Annotated in this window: 14 protein-coding genes and 1 pseudogene; 6 read left to right on the top strand and 9 right to left on the bottom strand. The window is 34.7% G+C overall.

Translation table 11 applies throughout. The annotated features are described in order from the left end of the window. Positions 1–528 precede the first annotated feature (528 nt). Positions 529–1,749, top strand: coding sequence for a glycosyltransferase family 4 protein (locus tag Q1A01_RS16855; protein ID WP_299683326.1), 1,221 nt, complete (start codon positions 529–531; stop codon positions 1,747–1,749). Positions 1,750–1,856: 107 nt separating this feature from the next. On the opposite strand, the gene Q1A01_RS16850 is transcribed toward Q1A01_RS16855, so the two are convergent. The 5 genes from Q1A01_RS16850 to Q1A01_RS16830 all read right to left on the bottom strand — a co-directional run bounded on the left by Q1A01_RS16850 (position 1,857) and on the right by Q1A01_RS16830 (position 7,568). After that, a complete protein-coding gene (locus Q1A01_RS16850; RefSeq protein ID WP_299683324.1) occupies positions 1,857–2,843 on the bottom strand; it encodes a hypothetical protein in 987 nt (328 codons plus the stop codon). Between the two features lie 205 nt (positions 2,844–3,048). Further along, complete coding sequence (locus Q1A01_RS16845) at positions 3,049–3,516, bottom strand: hypothetical protein (protein ID WP_299683322.1); 468 nt, start codon at positions 3,514–3,516, stop codon at positions 3,049–3,051. A 126-nt stretch (positions 3,517–3,642) separates the two neighbouring features. After that, positions 3,643–5,670, bottom strand: coding sequence for a M3 family metallopeptidase (locus tag Q1A01_RS16840; RefSeq protein WP_299683320.1), 2,028 nt, complete (start codon positions 5,668–5,670; stop codon positions 3,643–3,645). Positions 5,671–5,917: 247 nt separating this feature from the next. Beyond that, complete coding sequence (purE, locus tag Q1A01_RS16835; protein ID WP_299683318.1) at positions 5,918–6,397, bottom strand: 5-(carboxyamino)imidazole ribonucleotide mutase; 480 nt, start codon at positions 6,395–6,397, stop codon at positions 5,918–5,920. A 25-nt stretch (positions 6,398–6,422) separates the two neighbouring features. Beyond that, the gene (locus tag Q1A01_RS16830) at positions 6,423–7,568 is read right to left on the bottom strand and encodes a 5-(carboxyamino)imidazole ribonucleotide synthase (RefSeq protein WP_299683316.1); all 1,146 of its coding nucleotides are present in this window, start codon (positions 7,566–7,568) and stop codon (positions 6,423–6,425) included. A gap of 235 nt (positions 7,569–7,803) precedes the next feature. Here Q1A01_RS16830 and Q1A01_RS16825 point away from each other — a divergent pair, with 235 nt between their 5' ends. From Q1A01_RS16825 to Q1A01_RS16805, 5 genes are all read left to right on the top strand, one after another. Next, positions 7,804–8,916, top strand: coding sequence for an adenylate kinase (locus tag Q1A01_RS16825; RefSeq protein WP_299683314.1), 1,113 nt, complete (start codon positions 7,804–7,806; stop codon positions 8,914–8,916). 291 nt (positions 8,917–9,207) lie between these two features. Beyond that, positions 9,208–10,209 carry a GTPase ObgE gene (gene obgE, locus Q1A01_RS16820; RefSeq protein ID WP_299683312.1) on the top strand — a complete coding sequence of 334 codons (1,002 nt, stop codon included), beginning with the start codon at positions 9,208–9,210 and terminating at the stop codon, positions 10,207–10,209. Between the two features lie 74 nt (positions 10,210–10,283). After that, a complete protein-coding gene (locus Q1A01_RS16815) occupies positions 10,284–12,146 on the top strand; it encodes a T9SS type A sorting domain-containing protein (RefSeq protein ID WP_299683311.1) in 1,863 nt (620 codons plus the stop codon). 55 nt (positions 12,147–12,201) lie between these two features. Continuing rightward, a complete protein-coding gene (locus Q1A01_RS16810) occupies positions 12,202–12,726 on the top strand; it encodes a DUF4136 domain-containing protein (RefSeq protein ID WP_299683309.1) in 525 nt (174 codons plus the stop codon). Between the two features lie 60 nt (positions 12,727–12,786). Then, the gene (locus Q1A01_RS16805; RefSeq protein WP_299683307.1) at positions 12,787–13,755 is read left to right on the top strand and encodes a tetratricopeptide repeat protein; all 969 of its coding nucleotides are present in this window, start codon (positions 12,787–12,789) and stop codon (positions 13,753–13,755) included. On the opposite strand, the gene Q1A01_RS16800 is transcribed toward Q1A01_RS16805, so the two are convergent. The 4 genes and pseudogenes from Q1A01_RS16800 to Q1A01_RS16785 all read right to left on the bottom strand — a co-directional run. Next, positions 13,752–14,492, bottom strand: coding sequence for a M15 family metallopeptidase (locus Q1A01_RS16800; RefSeq protein ID WP_299683305.1), 741 nt, complete (start codon positions 14,490–14,492; stop codon positions 13,752–13,754). The two genes, Q1A01_RS16805 and Q1A01_RS16800, sit on opposite strands and share 4 nt — an antisense overlap. Further along, on the bottom strand, positions 14,489–15,430 hold the full coding sequence (locus Q1A01_RS16795) for a GNAT family N-acetyltransferase (protein ID WP_299683303.1): 942 nt from the start codon (positions 15,428–15,430) through the stop codon (positions 14,489–14,491). The genes Q1A01_RS16800 and Q1A01_RS16795 overlap by 4 nt, the downstream gene beginning before the upstream one ends. A 74-nt stretch (positions 15,431–15,504) precedes the next feature. Continuing rightward, entirely contained in the window at positions 15,505–16,650 is a 1,146-nt protein-coding gene (locus Q1A01_RS16790; RefSeq protein WP_299683301.1) for a gliding motility-associated C-terminal domain-containing protein, read from the bottom strand. A 6-nt stretch (positions 16,651–16,656) separates the two neighbouring features. Beyond that, positions 16,657–17,691, bottom strand: a pseudogene (locus Q1A01_RS16785) (hypothetical protein); the annotation flags it as partial.

Raw genomic sequence — 17,691 nt, 5'->3', positions numbered from 1 at the left:
GAAGAGAGTGCTAAATTTAATTTCGCCGAAAGGCAGAGAAATAGAAAATAGAGAAGAGAAAAAAGAATTTGCGATTTGCCTTTTTGTGATTTGGATTTTAAAATAGCGAGTAAGGTGATTGAGTGATTTGATTTCGCCGAAAGGCAGAAAAACAAATAGTATCGAAATCCCGAGTTTTTTGTTTGCGATTTGCCTTTTTGTGATTTGGAATTTAAAATAGTGAGTAAGGTGATTGAGTGATTTGATTTCGCCGAAAGGCAGAAAACAAATAGTATCGAAATCCCGAATTTTTTGTTTACGATTTGCTTTTTTGTGATTTGGAATTTAAAATAGTGAGTAAGGAGATTGAGTGATTTGATTTCGTCGAAAGGCAGAAAACAAATAGTATCGAAATCCCGGTTTGAAAATAGACCAATACTCTATTTTTGAAATGTACAATTTGATTTTTTGAAACCTAAAATTTGAAACTTTGAACTTTCTTATTTCATGTAATAGCTTTAAAGATGATCTATTCCTTATTTTTACCCTGTGAACGTAGTAATCATTTCAAGTGTTTGGGTAGAGCCACAATCGTCAGCAGCGGGAAGTCGTATGCTGCAATTAATGGATGTGTTTCTTTCTAAAAATTGGAACATCACCTATGCGTCGACAGCATCTCCTAGTGAATATGCTATAGATCTGACAGAAAAAGGAATTGATACGACCTCAGTCGCCTTAAATGATACCAGTTTTGATGCTTTCGTCAAAGAACTGAATCCAGATTTGGTGCTTTTTGATCGGTTTATGGTCGAAGAGCAATTTGGTTGGCGAGTCGCGCAACAATGCCCAGATGCATTGCGAATACTCGATACAGAAGATTTGCATTGTTTACGTAAAGCACGGCACCAAGCAGTGAAGGAAAATCGTGTTTTTAAAGAAAGTGATCTCCTTTCTGATGTTGCCAAACGAGAAATAGCAAGTATCTACAGGTGTGATCTTACCTTGATGATTTCTGAGTATGAAATGGAATTACTTCAGACGTTTTTTAAAGTCCCTGAGCGCTTGTTACATTATTTGCCCTTTTTATTGCCACCCGTATTAGGAGACTTTATCCCTTTTGAAGAACGGAATCATTTTATCTGCATAGGTAATTTTTTACATGCGCCTAATTGGGATGCCACCCTACAACTTAAACAAATCATCTGGCCAGAAATACGTAAAGCGATTCCTGACGCACAATTACATGTGTATGGAGCCTATGCTTCAGAGAAAGTATTGCAGCTGCACAATCCTAAAGAAGGTTTTTATGTAAAAAGAAGAGCCGAAGATGCCAAAGAAGTTATTTCAAAAGCGAAAGTATTATTGGCTCCCTTGCGTTTTGGTGCAGGTCTTAAAGGGAAGTTTATAGATGCTATGCAATGTGGAACACCCAATGTGACAACTCAAGTAGGAGCAGAGGCGATGCAAGGAGATTTTACCTGGGGAGGATATGTAAAAGATGATGTATACGCTTTCGCGAAAGCGGCCACAGCCTTATACACAAATGAAAACCTGTGGCAAGTAGCGCAGGATCATGGACGTATACTTGTCAATAATCGTTTTCAACGAGTAGATTTTGAAGATGGTTTTTATGATGTAATCACAAAGTGTAAAAATACATTGACAACTCATAGACAAGATAACTTTACAGGACAGATGTTGTTACATCACACCCTACAAAGCACCAAATTTATGTCTAAGTGGATTGAGGAGAAGAATAAAGCGAAATAGTAATAGTATGTAGTTTATACTATCTATTCTAGCGTAGTCGAAAACTCTTTGTTGTATATGACGTTTTCATCTTACAAAGTGAATACGTTCTATAGGAATTGTTGTGATTAGTTTTTATACTTAAAAGATGATATGCATTCTTTTAATATTTGTTCTTTACTTTTATCAAAAGTATAATATGAAATATAAATATGATTATCATAAAATATTTTTCCAGATATTTTCTTTTGCCAGTTTATAAATTGATATAATTCTTTGTTTGCAAATATTATTTTGTTTTCAATTTCTTTTCCCTTTTCAATTTGTTTGAAGTAGTGTTTTTTATTTTCATCTTTAAAGTCATAGTTAATAGATATAGAGGTCTCACTTGTTGTATCACTTTTGTCTGTGAAAGAAATAATGAGATTGTTATTCCCTAAGCCTAACGACCAAGAATCAAACCCTTTAGGTAGTTTTAATTCATATGCTGGATCTATGTAATTAGATACAAATTCATAGTCTTGTGTACAACCAACTATATGAGGGATTATGTCATCAAACCCAATGTATTTTGCAGAAATAAAATTGTCATCAATTTTTTTAAATTCAAAAAGCTTTATTTCCTGCAGACAAGTTTGAGTTTTTACACCATAATCGCCTTTTAATATTTTTGAATTTGTATAATTTACTATTCTATTAAAAACATCTTTATTTAATCTAGAAGGATAAATGCCTAACCTAAAATGATCCCCCAATAAAGTAATACTATCTTTATTTGCAAATTTAATTTCATAAACATTATTTGGTTTATATTTTAAATTGTGTTCAGTTTGAATGACAAGTCTTTTCTTTTTTATTTGCCAATTAGTAATTTTTAAAAATGAGTAATCTTTGCTTAATATAGTGTCTTTCCCATTAATTGTTTTGCCAATAGCCTTAATTCCTGTTCCGTCTATGTTAAGTTTTAAGTATTGAAAAGTTGTTTTGTCTGATAAATATGATTTCCATTCTCCAACATATTCCGTATTCTTTTTTTGTATAGACTTATTCTGTGCAATTATAGGTGTCACAAAGAATAACTGAATAATTAAAATTGTAAATATGTTTTTCATCATTTCTAATTAGTTTTAACGAATAGTCATTTGCTATAGAATTCTCGACTGCGTTCGAACAGACAATAATTGAAGGGGCTTTCATTTCTTTAAATCAATCCTGCTCTTCCCAGTATAGTATGGGATTGAGATTCTAGTCCTCTAAAATGTACAATTAGTAAAAGTATTCTTAATATCAAATAAGAATCATTTTTTAGCTTGGATTTTTTTAATCTACTTCCTGAACTGGATAATCTGATAAATCAATGTGAGTCTTAATAAGAATAGCTTTAGAATTAAATTGCTTGTCCAAAACAAAAATAGAATCCCCTTTCTTTTCAATTACCTCATAAGTCGGGTATATACCTTTGTATAATACCTTTTTTTTATTGTTCGACTTTATTTTTAATCCCAAGCCAAATCTATATTCTGTCGTATGGTTTTTTGTGAAGTGAAGATAAACTTTTGAAAATCTAGGATCATTATCTCTTAAAGATTGTAAGGAATCCATTCTTTTTTGTTGCGGAGGAGTCGTTTCTTCAACTTCATTGACAATAGTTGTAATTTTTATTTTTGATTCTTCAGATGCAGGTTTTAGCGATACGTATTCATAGTTTCCTATAATATATGTATCGTTCTGAGAATAGGAAATTAAACTATAAAGTATACATAAAGAAATAATGGCTATTTGTCTCATTTGAAATGTAATTTTATTAGTAAAACACTATTTTGTAAAGTCTGTAAGACGTATCTAAAATAGATGGTTGAACTAATCCCGCTTTTCAGCGGGATCTCGGTTTAATTCCCGTTTAATTGCTTTTGTTTAAATCAACCCTGCTCTTCTCAATAAAGCATCTGGCTGAGGTTCTTGCCCCCTAAAACGTTTGTATAACGTCATTGGATTTTCAGTACCTCCTTTAGATAATACATGCTCCTTAAATTTTTGTGCAATCTCCTTATTGAAGATTCCATGTTCTTTAAAATATTCAAAGGCATCGGCATCCAATACTTCTGCCCATTTATAACTATAATATCCAGAAGAATATCCTCCTTGAAAAATATGAGAAAATGAAGTACTCATACACGTTTCAGGAGTTGGAGGATATAAACTCGTCTCTGAAAATGCATCACTTTCAAATGCCTTAACATCTGTAATCGCAGATGGGTCTTGACTATGCCACGCCATATCCATCAATCCAAAACTCAATTGACGTAAGGTTTGCATTCCTTCTTGGAAAGTCGCAGAGTCTTTGATCTTCTGTACTAATTCCATAGGGATTACTTCTCCAGTTTCATAATGTGTTGCAAATAACTCTAATGCTTCTTTTTCATAACACCAGTTTTCTAACACTTGACTAGGAAGTTCTACAAAATCCCAATATACAGAGGTTCCTGATAAACTAGGATAGGTGGTATTGGCAAGCATTCCATGTAGTCCATGTCCAAATTCATGGAATAAGGTAGTTACTTCATTAAAAGTAAGTAAAGAAGGCTTACTTGGTGTAGAAGGTGTGAAATTACAGACGTTAGATACATGAGGGCGCTCATTAACGCCATCTTTCATCATTTGTGATTTAAATGATGTCATCCAAGCACCCCCTCGTTTTCCTTTACGAGGATGGAAATCTGCATAAAATAAAGAGATGAAATTCCCATCGGCATCCAGGACATGATAGGTTTTTACTTCCTCATGATAGGTGTCTACATCAAATACTTCTTCAAATTGAAGTCCAAATAATTTTTGTGCTACAGTAAATACACCTGTGATAACGTTTTCTAATTTGAAATAGGGTTTCAATTGCTCATCATCCAGACTAAATAATTTTTGTTTTAGTTTTTCAGAATAATAAGAACTGTCCCATTTTTCTAATCGTTCAATGTTGTCTTCCGCTTTCGCGAAATTTTCTAACTGTGCAAATTCTCTTTCTGCCGCTGGTTTTGCTTTTTCTAGTAATGTGTTTAGGAAGGTGATGACTTTGTCTGGTGTTTCTGCCATACGTTCTTCCAGTACAAAATGAGCATGTGTATCATACCCAAGAAGATTCGCACGTTCATGACGTAATTGAACAATTTCTAACACATTTTTTTGATTGTCCTGTTCGTTGCCTTTAAAGGCTTTGCTTCCAAAAGCAATAGAAAGTTCTTTACGTAAATTTCTATGAGTAGCATATTTCATAAACGGAATGTAACTTGGATAATCTAAGGTGATCACCCATCCGTCTTTATCTCGATTCTTCGCTTCACTTGCAGCCGCTTCTTTAGCACTCTCTGGTAACCCATCTAGATCACTTTCATCAGTGAGATGTAACTCATAGGCGTTTGTTTCTGCTAGTACATTTTCTCCAAACGTAAGCTTTAATTTTGCTAATGCAGCATCTATTTCTCTCAATCTAGATTTCTTATCTTCAGGAAGATTGGCTCCATTACGAGCAAAACTTTTATATCTTTTATCGAGTAGTGTTTGTTCTTCTACAGATAATTCAAGTGTATTTTTTTGATCATACACACTCTTGATACGAGCAAATAATTGTTCGTTAAGTGTAATGTCATTGCCAAATTCAGAAAGCAAAGGAGATACTTCTTGTGCTATTTTTTGAATATGTTCATTTGTTTCGGCGCTATTCAAATTAAAGAATACACTAGAAATACGATCTAATTGAGCACCACTATAGTCAAGTGCAACCACTGTATTTTCAAAAGTAGGTGCTGCTGTATTGTTGGCAATAGTATTTATTTCTTCTCTAGCCATAGTAATAGCAGTTTCAAATGCAGGCTTAAAGTGTTCATTTTTTATACTAGAAAATGGCGCTTCATTGAAAGGAATTAAAAGTGGATTATCTGCTATGTTCATATAAAATGCAATTAAATTATGTTTTTTATCGATGATTTTGTGTATTTCATCTATGTTTTAGTTGTGCTCGTCGGATTTTAGCAACTAGTTTCAAACTACGTGATATCTTTGACGTGAGTTTTAGTGAGAATTCCCCAATTCAATGTAAAATACATAAGGTTTGATACTATTTAGGATGGTTAATAAATAATAATTCAATACCCAAATGTTACATTGACAAAAAGACCACCTGGAGAGGTGGTCTTTTTTATTTTAGACTTTTTGCTCCGTCAATTACTTTTTGTTTTAGCTCTTGCTTATACGTAACAATTCTATGTTGTACTTCAGTATCTGTAGCACCTAAAATCTGGGCTGCAAGTATCCCTGCATTTTGAGCTCCATCTAATGCTACAGTCGCTACAGGAACACCGCCCGGCATTTGTAGTATAGATAGTACAGAATCCCACCCATCTATAGAATTACGTGATTTTACAGGAACTCCTATCACAGGAAGTGGTGATAATGACGCCACCATTCCTGGTAAGTGTGCCGCACCTCCAGCTCCAGCAATAATGACATTGATACCTCTTGTATGTGCGTTTTGACCATAATCAAAAAGCTTTTCTGGCGTACGGTGTGCACTTACAATATCGACTTCCGTAGCAATTCCTAAATGTTCAAGAATATCGATGGCTTTTTGCATAACTGGGAGATCGCTTGTACTTCCCATAATGATTCCTACTTTCATATACTTTGATCCTTTTGTGTTTATATTATTCAGAAATTACTTTAATCATTTTTTTAACCTCTTCGGCGGTAGCTCTTGCAATACTTATGTCTTCATCTACAATGGTAACATGTCCCATTTTTCTAAAAGGACGTGTTTCTTTTTTTCCATAAATATGAGCCGTAACACCATCCATTTGGATGATGTGTTCAATGTTTTTATAAAGAACTTGTCCTTGATAATTTTCTTCCCCTACAAGATTTACCATCACAGAAGCAACTTTACTTGCTGTTTTTCCTAAAGGTAAATCTAAGATAGCTCGTATATGCTGCTCAAACTGATTGGTGTAACTGCCTTCTATACTATAATGACCACTATTATGCGGTCTTGGAGCTACTTCGTTTACCAAGATATCATCTTCTTTGGTTTGAAACATCTCGACAGCTAGGAGTCCTACATGTTCAAAAGCCTTTGACACGTTCTCGGCAACAGCTCTTGCTTTTTGAGCAACTTGCTCATCAATACGAGCAGGGCAAATTACATATTCTACCTGATTTGCTTCTGGATGAAATTCCATTTCTACTACAGGATACGTAGTCACTTCTCCCGAAGGATTACGCGCTACAATCACAGCAAGCTCGTTCTTAAACGGAATCATTGCTTCTGCAATACAAGGAACTTCAGGTAGTTTTTCTAAATCTTGAGCACTTCTAATCACAGAAACTCCTTTCCCATCATATCCGCCTGTACAGGACTTCCAAACAAAAGGATAACTAGGACTATCTTCAAGAATCGCACTTGCTGATGGGTATATTTTAAAAGACGCTGTAGGAATATTATTAGCCGTATAAAATTCCTTCTGTACACCTTTGTCTTGAATCTTTCGTAAAGTATCTGAAGAAGGATATACAGTCAGGCCTTCTTTTTCTAAAGTTTCTAGTGCTGCTATGTTTACAGACTCTATCTCAAAAGTGAGCACATCTACTTTACGACCAAAAGTAACTACGGTGTCATAATCCATCAGACTACCTTGTTCAAAATAATTGCAAGCAATTCTTGAAGGCGCTTCTGGGCTTGGATCTAGTACATACGTTTGAATGTCATATTTTCGGGTGTCATAAAGCATCATTTTGCCTAATTGACCACCACCTAAAATACCTAATTTGAATTCTGAAGAAAAATAGTTTTTCATATAAGTACGTTCTCAACAGCGTTGAGGTTTATGCTGAGCATTTCGACAAGCTCAATGTGACACTTGCCGAAGTACGACAAGCATAAAAATTAAAACTCAAAAATACAAAAACATCGTTTCTAATCTCGTATCAATACTTCAGAATTTAGATGCTTTTCACAAGTTTGCGTATTATAGAATCCGAATTTGTGATTTGTCCTTTTCTGGTGGTATCTTTGCGCCTTTGTAAAACACTATGAAGACTGTACAATTACACGAACTTACTTTTGAAAAATGTATCTCAAATACAAAAGTGCAACAAGCTGTAAACGGCGTTGCAGTGCTTATTAATGATGCGTATAAAGATAAACGCCCTGTATTTTTGACAGTACTTAATGGTGCTTTTCTTTTTGCAGCAGAACTTATCAAAAAGTTTAATGGAGAGTGTGAGATGAGCTTTATCAAGGTAGCGAGTTACGATGGATTAGCACAAAGTGACGAAATATTTACCGTCATGGGAGCAGAGCCTTCTTTAAAAGGTCGTGACGTTGTCGTGATAGAAGATATCGTAGATTCTGGTAATACCATAGAAACGATTATACAGATTCTCGAACAGGAAGAAGTCGCTTCTTTTAAAATAGCCACCTTATTTTACAAACCAGAAGCGTATACAAAACCATATACAATAGATTATATAGGCTTAGAGATTGCCAATGATTTTGTTGTTGGATTCGGACTAGACTATAAAGGACTAGGACGTAATCTTACTTCTATTTATAAACTTAAACAATCACACATGAAGAACCTTGTTTTATTCGGCCCTCCAGGTGCAGGAAAAGGAACACAAGCAGATGTATTAAAAGAAAAATACAGTCTAGTACATATCTCTACAGGAGACGTGTTTAGATACAACATAAAAAATGCAACCGAATTAGGAACATTGGCAAAATCATATATGGATAAAGGACAATTAGTTCCTGATACTGTGACGATAGATATGCTAAATGCAGAAGTAGAAAAGAATCCAAATGCAAATGGATTTATATTTGATGGTTTTCCTAGAACAGAAGCACAGGCAGAAGCATTAGCTACATTATTGGCTTCAAAAAATACAGAAGTTGCTGCGATGGTTGCCCTAGAAGTAGATGATGAGGTACTGGTGCAACGTTTATTAGAAAGAGGAAAAACATCGGGTAGAGCAGATGATGCAGACGAGGCTGTAATTCGCAACCGTATCAAAGTATATTATAACGAAACTGCTATTTTAAAAGGATACTACGAAAAGCAAAATAAATACTTTGGCGTAGACGGTGTGGGAAGTATAGAAGATATTACAGAGCGATTAAGTGCTGTAATTGATACATTATAAGAAGAGTATTATAACCCGTTGTGCATTTTAAACAGGTTTCTTGATTTTTTTCCCTTCCTTGAAGGGTGAATCGAAGAAATTTTCATTACTTCCTTTAGGATTAGAGGTACATAATGAAGATTGATAGGATAATATACCAGTTGTTTTGTAAAAATGCACAACGGGTTATTATATAATATATAGTAAGATTGCTGGGTACGCTTTCGCGAAAGCGTATAAAGAAAACGTACAACTGATAAATATAAATGGTGACTCAGGATCCTATTCCTGCCTACACAAGAAACTAGAAAAATGACTGAAGGAAATTTTGTTGATTATGTAAAAATACACGTGACCTCTGGAAATGGAGGTTCAGGTTCTGCACATTTACATAGAGAAAAGTTTATAGAAAAAGGTGGCCCTGATGGAGGTGATGGTGGTCGTGGAGGTCATATTATTATAAAAGGAAATAAAAACCTTTGGACATTATTGCATCTTAAATTTAAACGCCATTTACGTGCAGGTCATGGTGGGAATGGTGCAAAATCAAGATCTACAGGTCATGATGGTCAGGACGAATATATTGAAGTCCCTTTAGGAACTACCCTTAGAGATACCGAAACTGATAAAGTGATTTTCGAAATCACAGAAGACGGTCAAGAGTTTATCGCCGCCGAAGGTGGAATGGGAGGACGTGGTAACTGGCATTTTAAAAGTAGTACCAATCAAACGCCTCGTTACGCACAACCTGGTATAGATGGCTATGAAGCACAGCTTACTCTTGAACTAAAAGTACTGGCAGATGTAGGATTGGTAGGATATCCAAATGTTGGAAAATCTACCTTACTTGCCGCAATAACTGCCGCAAAACCTAAAATTGCCAACTACGAGTTTACAACACTCAAACCGAATCTTGGAATTGTACAATACAGAGATTTTAGATCTTTTGTAATGGCAGATATTCCAGGAATTATAGAAGGTGCCGCCGAAGGAAAAGGAATAGGACATCGATTTTTACGTCATATAGAACGTAATTCAACCTTACTCTTTATGATTCCTGCCGATGCAGATAGTATAGCTGGCCAATACGATGTGTTATTACACGAATTACAAAAATATAATCCAGAAATGCTGGATAAATCCCGTCTCATAGCGATTACTAAAAGTGATATGCTGGATGATGAGCTTACAGCAGAACTTTCTGAAGAGTTAGATAGAGAATTGCCAATACCTTATTTATTTATTTCTTCTGTTGCACAACAAGGCCTTGTAGAGCTTAAAGACGCGCTATGGAAAATGCTTAATGAAGAATAATCGTTAAAATCTTGTTTTTAGTTATTTAGTATTGGATTAATTGGTATGTTTACTTTTAATCTAAATCGTTGACTATGAAACAAACACTACTATCATTTTTATTTCTATTTTCTTTTTTTATTGGATTTGGACAATGTCCAGAAGGAAATCTCATATTTACTTCTCAAGCAGAAATAGATGCTTTTCCTATTAATTTTCCAGATTGTACAATGATCTCTTTTCCTAGCGATATGACTATTTCAGGGACAGATATTGTTGACTTAACTCCCTTGTCTCAAATTATATCTGTTGATAATAGTTTAATAATAAATACTAATACTCAATTAACAAGTTTAGCAGGATTAGAAAACATAGAAAACATAGGACTTAATGTAGTAATATCTAATAATCCAATGTTATTATCCCTAGAAGGACTTGGAACTTTTGGTTTTATAGGTGTAGAAATTATAAACAATGACAGTCTCATTGATCTTGAAGGATTAAATGATTTACAAGAAACTTTTGATAGTCTTATTATTGAAGGTAATGATTCTTTACAAAATTTGATAGGCTTAGATAATTATAGTAGCGGAGGTATCACTTTTACAGTAAGGAATAATATGAATTTATCCTCTTTTGAAGGACTAAATAGTTTAAGCTTCCTTGAAACTATAGTTATTCAAGATAATCCTTTACTAACTGATATATCTTCATTAGAAAGTCTGCAAGAAGTAATTGTAGGAATAGAGGTTATAAATAATGATTCTCTTACAAACTTAGAAGGCCTACAAAATGCAGGAGCTTCCTTTAGTATAGGTGGTCTTACAATCTCTGGTAATGATGTTCTTGAAGATATATCTGCTTTGTCAGATCTATTACCTCCCACTTTTTTTATAGAAATAACTAATAATTCTAATCTTTCAGATTGTAGGATAGCATTATTATGTGATAATATTACGAATACTGATCTGATCACTATCGAAAATAATCTTGTAGGTTGTGCAACTGAAGAAGAAGTTGCTAATAGTTGTGCTTTATGTTCTTCTAGTGATGTTGTATTAACTTCTCAGGTTGAGGTTGATGCTTTTGGAGAAAACGCTTTAGGATGTGATCTTATAGAAGGGGTTTTAATAATATCTGGAGATGATATTGTAGATCTAACACCACTTAGTTCTATTCAAATAGTAGGAGGTCTTGAAATTTCAAATAACCCATTGTTAGAAAATCTTAACGGATTAAATTTATTCTCAATAGGTAGCACACTGCCAGATACTTTGATGGATTTTATTATAGAGAATAATGCATCCCTGCAAAACATAGACGCGTTGTCTCAAGTTTTTGAAATTTTGAGTGATAATTTTAAAATTTCAAATAATCCTTTATTAAATACTGTCGTTTCTTTGAATGGTGCTGTTATAGATGCAAATATTATAGAAATCTCTAATAATGATCTTATCACTAGTTTAAATGGATTGGAAGAAGGGAATGTTCTTCAAGAACTTATAGTTGATAATAATGACGCTCTTGTAGATATATTTGCATTATCAAATTATGAAACTCCTTCTCAACTTATACAAATAACAAATAATTTTAATCTTTCTAATTGTGTAAATCCTTTTCTCTGTACTAATACTAGTAATTCTATTTTGATAATTAATAACAATGCTCCAGACTGTAACTCTATAGAAGAGGTAGAAGAACAGTGTATATTAGGCGTAGAGGAAGAACTTATTGAAAATAATATTAGACTATATCCTAACCCTACAATAAGTATTTTGAATATCGAGCTCCTATCAGAAGTAGAACTACAGGCGATAGAGGTATTTTCTGTAACTGGTAAAAAAGTAATGACAGCGCAAGATACATCTATTGACTTTTCGTCTTTAGTGAAAGGAATGTATTTTGCACGTATTACAACTAATAAAGGAGTCATCACAAAAAAAATAGTTAAGAAATAGCAAAACACAATATAACTCCTATTGTATTGTTTATTTTTAGACAAACAATATCCTAATGCGAGTATTATTTTTAATAGGTATAGCTTCTTTTTTGATTAGTTGTGGGTCTACCTTTGTAGATTATGATTATGATGAAAAGGCTTCTTTTGAATCATATAAAACGTATCAGTATGATTTTCGTGAGCCAACAGGACTTTCAGAGTTTGATGAGCGACGTTTTATAAAATTTACAGATAGCGTTCTTGAATCAAAGGGATATACCCGAACAGACTACAATAGCTTATCCATTTTAATACAAGCATCAGAGTATGAGACTGCTTCTAGAAACACTGTAGGTGTTGGTCTAGGCGGCGGCGGAGGTAATGTAGGTGTTGGGATAAGTGGCGGAATACCTATTGGAGGGCGTGAGCAACATCAGCAAATAACACTTGAGTTTTATGATATGGATCATGGAGGAACACTTGTATGGCAGGCCATAAGTGAGAGTGATGTAAAAGTGAAGTCTACACCAAATCAAAGAGATGCTTATTTTAAAAAATTGGTAGAAAAAATATTTAAACAATACCCTCCCAAATCTTAATCCTAACCAAAATCAAGCTTGGCATTATTTTCGTATATATTTGCAAAAATTATAAATCCTATGAAGTGGATCCTTTTCTTATTATTCCCTATCTGTTCCTTTGCGCAGGTAGATACTTCTAATTCTGCTTTCGCGAAAGCGGAAACCTACTTCAATAACAAAAAGTTTACACAGGCAAAATCAATCTTTCAAACCTATTTAAAACAACACCCTAACGATCTTAAAACATTAGAATATCTAGGTGATATTTATGGTTATGCCGAAGATTGGGACGAAGCCATAGATTATTATGAAAAACTAGTAGAACTAGCTCCAAAAGTAGCTAACTATCATTATAAGTATGGAGGCGTACTAGGAATGAAAGCACTTGCTATAAACAAAGTAAGAGCTTTAGGATTAATAGGAGATATTAAAGAAGCCTTTGTCACTGCAACAGAATTAGATCCTACACATGTGGAAGCTCGATGGGCATTAGTAGAATTTTATATTCAATTACCAAGCATTATTGGCGGAAGTGAAAGTAAAGCAAAAAAATATGCTAATGAACTCTCTAAACTATCCCCAGTAGATGGGTTTTTAGCACATGGATATATCGCAGAATATAATGATAGACCTAAAGATGCTGAGTCTAATTATAAAAAAGCTGTTGAGGTTGGCGGATCTGTAGTGTGTTATACCAAATTGTATGAGCATTATGAAAAAAATGATGCTCCCGCAAAAGCTTTAGAAGTCTTAGATGAGGCTCGTAAAAAACATAATTCTGAAAATAGATTACATTATCAATTAGGGAAAATAGCAGGGCAATATGGGATAGGCCTTGACCAAGGAATAGAATGTTTAGATAAGTATATCATGAATTATTCTCCAGCAGATGGTGTCCCAAAAGATTGGGCGTATTATAGACTTGCCCAGATATATAGACATAAAATGGAAAAACAAAAGGCAACATCATGGATTTCTAAAGCCTTAGAAGATCGTCCTGATTTTAAAGAAGCACTAGCAGAAAAAAGAATTATAGAATCCCTTTAACCTAATAAATACGGATTGATATCAAGTATGTTCTCTGTGATATACTGATCAATAAATGTTGAGGTAAGATGTTCACTCCCAACTAGTTTATTTTCCTGTAATATTGTTTTTATATCTAAACCATTATAACTTTTAAGATAGGGGATTGATAATGGTGCGTAGCTATAATGCCATGGTTCATAGTTAAACCCCTTACGATCAGCTATATCTGTATACACCAAATAGAATCCAAAAGAATTTGCATGAGCATCCATCCATTCTTTAAACTTACAGAATGGACCTGTACCATGAAACTTTGATGGAACAAGTACATCTCCTGTTACTTTTGGAGTACCGTCTATTAAGTCTATATCTGTTCCCCAATGATGTCTGGAGGTGCCAGGAATGGTAGAGTACTCTATAATCTTTTTAATAGCTTGAATAGGGGAGAGTTCGCTTTCGCGAAAGCGGTTATACTTACGTTCCCAAATCCTATTTTGATGTGCGTAATCTCTATAGCTAGACACAACCTTAATTTGGATTTTATCTTTTAAAGCAGCAGCTTTTAGTTGTTCAAATGCAACAGCAGCATCTGGCCGTAATTTATACCCTGTTCCTGAAGTTAATGAAGGACTCCCTTTTCCTAATAATTCGTCATTAGAAATTTGAATACCTGCCGTAGATGCGTATAATTGGACGGGAAGGGTAGTAGCTACACCTCCTAATATGATTGTTTTTGTAAATGTTCTACGGTTCATTCAAGTTCTTTTTTCATTAAATAATGAGGCCCTATTAATGGAATATCAAATTCAGAGCCAATAGTTTTGTATCCTAAGTTTTTATAAAAAGAAACAGCTATAATTCTAGCATTAAACCACAGTAAAATACAATCTCTTTCTCTAAGTATTTCTTCTCCTTTTTTTAATAAGAGTTCAGCAATACCTCGTCTTCGATATTCAGGTAATACAGCCATGCCTCTAAGTCGGTATTGTTTTCCTGTAAAAATAGGTTTAGAATCGTCCATAAATGAGGCTACACCTATGATTTGATGTTGATGAAAAATGCCTACGTGAAATGTAGATTCTTTTTCATCGGCTTCCATATATACGTCTTCAAGAGGTCTTCCTTTTCGTAATACAGGATGACGCACTGGCCAAGTATCTTCTGCAGTAATTTGTTTTAGATGATAATCAGGATTGTCCATACGATATAATTTTGCGGGGAGTCCATCGTAGTCAAAATCTTTTAAAAAATGCATATTACATTTTTTAATAACACCATGTGAGGCTATATTATCTATATGTGCATGAGCCACTAAGAAAGGGTATTTTAAAGAGTCAAATGCATAGTGTATTACTGCATTTGCACTTTCTGTGGCATATCCATGATTCCAATAACATTTATAAAAACGAAACCCTATATCAACAACTCGATCTTTAGCATGATATTTTAAACCACACCATCCTAAAAATTCTTGATCAGACTTTCGAATAACGGCCCAACGACCAATGCCTGTTTTTTTATAGGCATCATACGTTTCTATAAATGTATGTGCTTCATCAATATCTTTAAATGGAGTATCTCCCGTGTATTGTATGACTTCAGAATCCGCATTCATTTGAAAAAAATGAATACCGTCCCCTTTTTTAAATTCTCGTAAGAATAATCTATCAGTTTCTATAATAGGATTGATCACCGAAAGAAGCTTTTTGTTTTGCTTTAAAAATAAAAAGAAACGAGTAGGCTACCTAAAAAATGATTATGTATTCTTTATCTATTGATGTAAAACGCACCAGCAAGATCTTTTTGATCCTGTAGTTTTAGTACATAAAAGTAGGTACCAACTGGTAACTCAGAACTCCCGTCTATCGTAGCTCTACCATCAGAAATTCCACCAAAAGAATTGTCATAGTTCTTTTTTCTAAATACTTCCACACCCCATCTATTAAAAAGAATCAATTCATTATCTGGACTTGTTTCTAATCCTTCAATGATTAAGGTATCATTTTTTCCATCTCCATTAGGCGATATAAGTGTATACACTGTAATAGCTCCATTACCTCTTAAAATAGAACCAAAAGTAAGCGCACTGTAGAGATTAGGTTCCATAATATCAGATGTTATTTCCCCCGCTTCCATAGTTCCAGAAAAAGAACTATTTCCTAGATTAACCCATTGATTAAGTGCTGTAGAAAAACCAACCACTCGAAGAGATGATAATTCATCAGCTAATACTGGAATGTCGCTTTGATCATCCCAAGTTAACGTTACTCTTGCAGGCAATGTACCATCTAAATCCCAATATTCTTTTTCACTAATGATAGATAGTGTATTTTGAAATAAATTAGTATTAAAGAAACCCGTTAGGGTAGAAGGTGAGTTCGGATCTTCAAAAAAATAGGCTGCTTTATACAAAGTAAACGTATTGTCTAACGGTAATACAGTCATAGTACGAAGCCTGAAATCATCTCCAATAGGAAACCTGAAATCTAAATCTCCTGCATTATTTATATATCCATCTACATGTGTATTATTTCCTTCACCAGCATAAACACCATTATTTCTAAAATCTAACGTAATTCCTATATTTTCTCTAGGGGTAATGATTCTTCCATTTATAAAATCAAAAAAATTAGTCACACCTGTTGAGACTTCAAAAAATAAATCATCAGGAACATTTACTTCCATATCAAAAAAGATAGGTTCATTGGTTCCGGATATAGTGAGACTATTATTAAAGTTATAGAATCCTGCTAACCCAAGATTCTGGTTAAAATCTCCATCATTAATGAGGTCTATATGAAACCCTATTTGTCCTTGATCGTGTATCTGTACATTTCCAAAATTGTGGAATGCTGTTTGCGCTTTCGCGAAAGCAAAAACAGAAACTAAAATTATAGTGATATAATATTTCATTTTCTTTTACTTGTAAGCAGTGAATAATACAATCACAGCCTCATCTAATATATCATCTTGTCTATCAGCTGGTCCAGAAGTTCCTTCAGTATACGTAATATCTAATGTAAACCCATCAGATTCAAAGGAAGTTATTTTTGCAGCAATGACTCCCATGTTATCTCCATCATTATCAGTGTAACGTAACCCTATACATTGATCGTTGTTAGAATATCTTGAAATATTATTTATAGAAGACCCACTTCCTCCGACAAAAATAACTGCTTGACTGATAGGGCTTCCTGCACGTGCAAATCCATTCATAGTTCCAAAGCTATTCTCTAAAAGAGCTGTGTTATTATCTGTATTAGCATTTGGAGTATCTGCTAGAGCATTGTCTTCATTTAGATCAAAACTACCTATGTTAGGATGAGCAACAAAAGTAACCTGAGAAGGTTCAAACGGAATCATATCAATTACTTGTTCGTAAGTACCTGTTTCTGTTAATGTAGTATTGTCTATAATAAAAAACCCAGTATATGCATTAGATGGCCCAACTTCACCTTGAGGTCCTTGTGGTCCCGTAGCTCCGTCAGCACCATCAGCACCTGCCGGTCCTGTTGCTCCTGTCTGCCCTTGTGGTCCTTGAGCTCCAGGAACTCCTTGTGGTCCTATAGGTCCTTGAGTGCCTTGTGGTCCAGTAGCGCCAGTTGGCCCTGCTGGTCCTTGCGGTCCAACGGCTCCGTCTTGACCGTTCTGTCCATCCTGTCCATTTTGACCTGCAGGTCCTTGTGGTCCTTGTGGTCCTTGTGGTCCAGCGGCTCCATCCTGCCCATCTTGCCCGTTTTGTCCAGGTTGTCCTTGTGGGCCCTGAGCTCCTTGCGGACCTTGCGGTCCAGTTGCTCCATCTGTGCCATCTGTGCCATCGTCTCCTTTAGGCCCTTGTGGTCCAACTGCTCCGTCAGCTCCATCGTTACCTGCCGGTCCTTGTGGTCCAACAGCTCCGTCAGCACCATCTGCACCCGCTGGTCCTTGTGGTCCAACTGCTCCGTCGGCGCCATC

It is taken from the genome of uncultured Dokdonia sp. (genome assembly GCF_947492815.1).
Lineage (GTDB): Bacteria > Bacteroidota > Bacteroidia > Flavobacteriales > Flavobacteriaceae > Dokdonia.
Note: the sequence above shows the minus strand (reverse complement) of the source record. Positions and strands in the feature narration are given on the sequence as shown.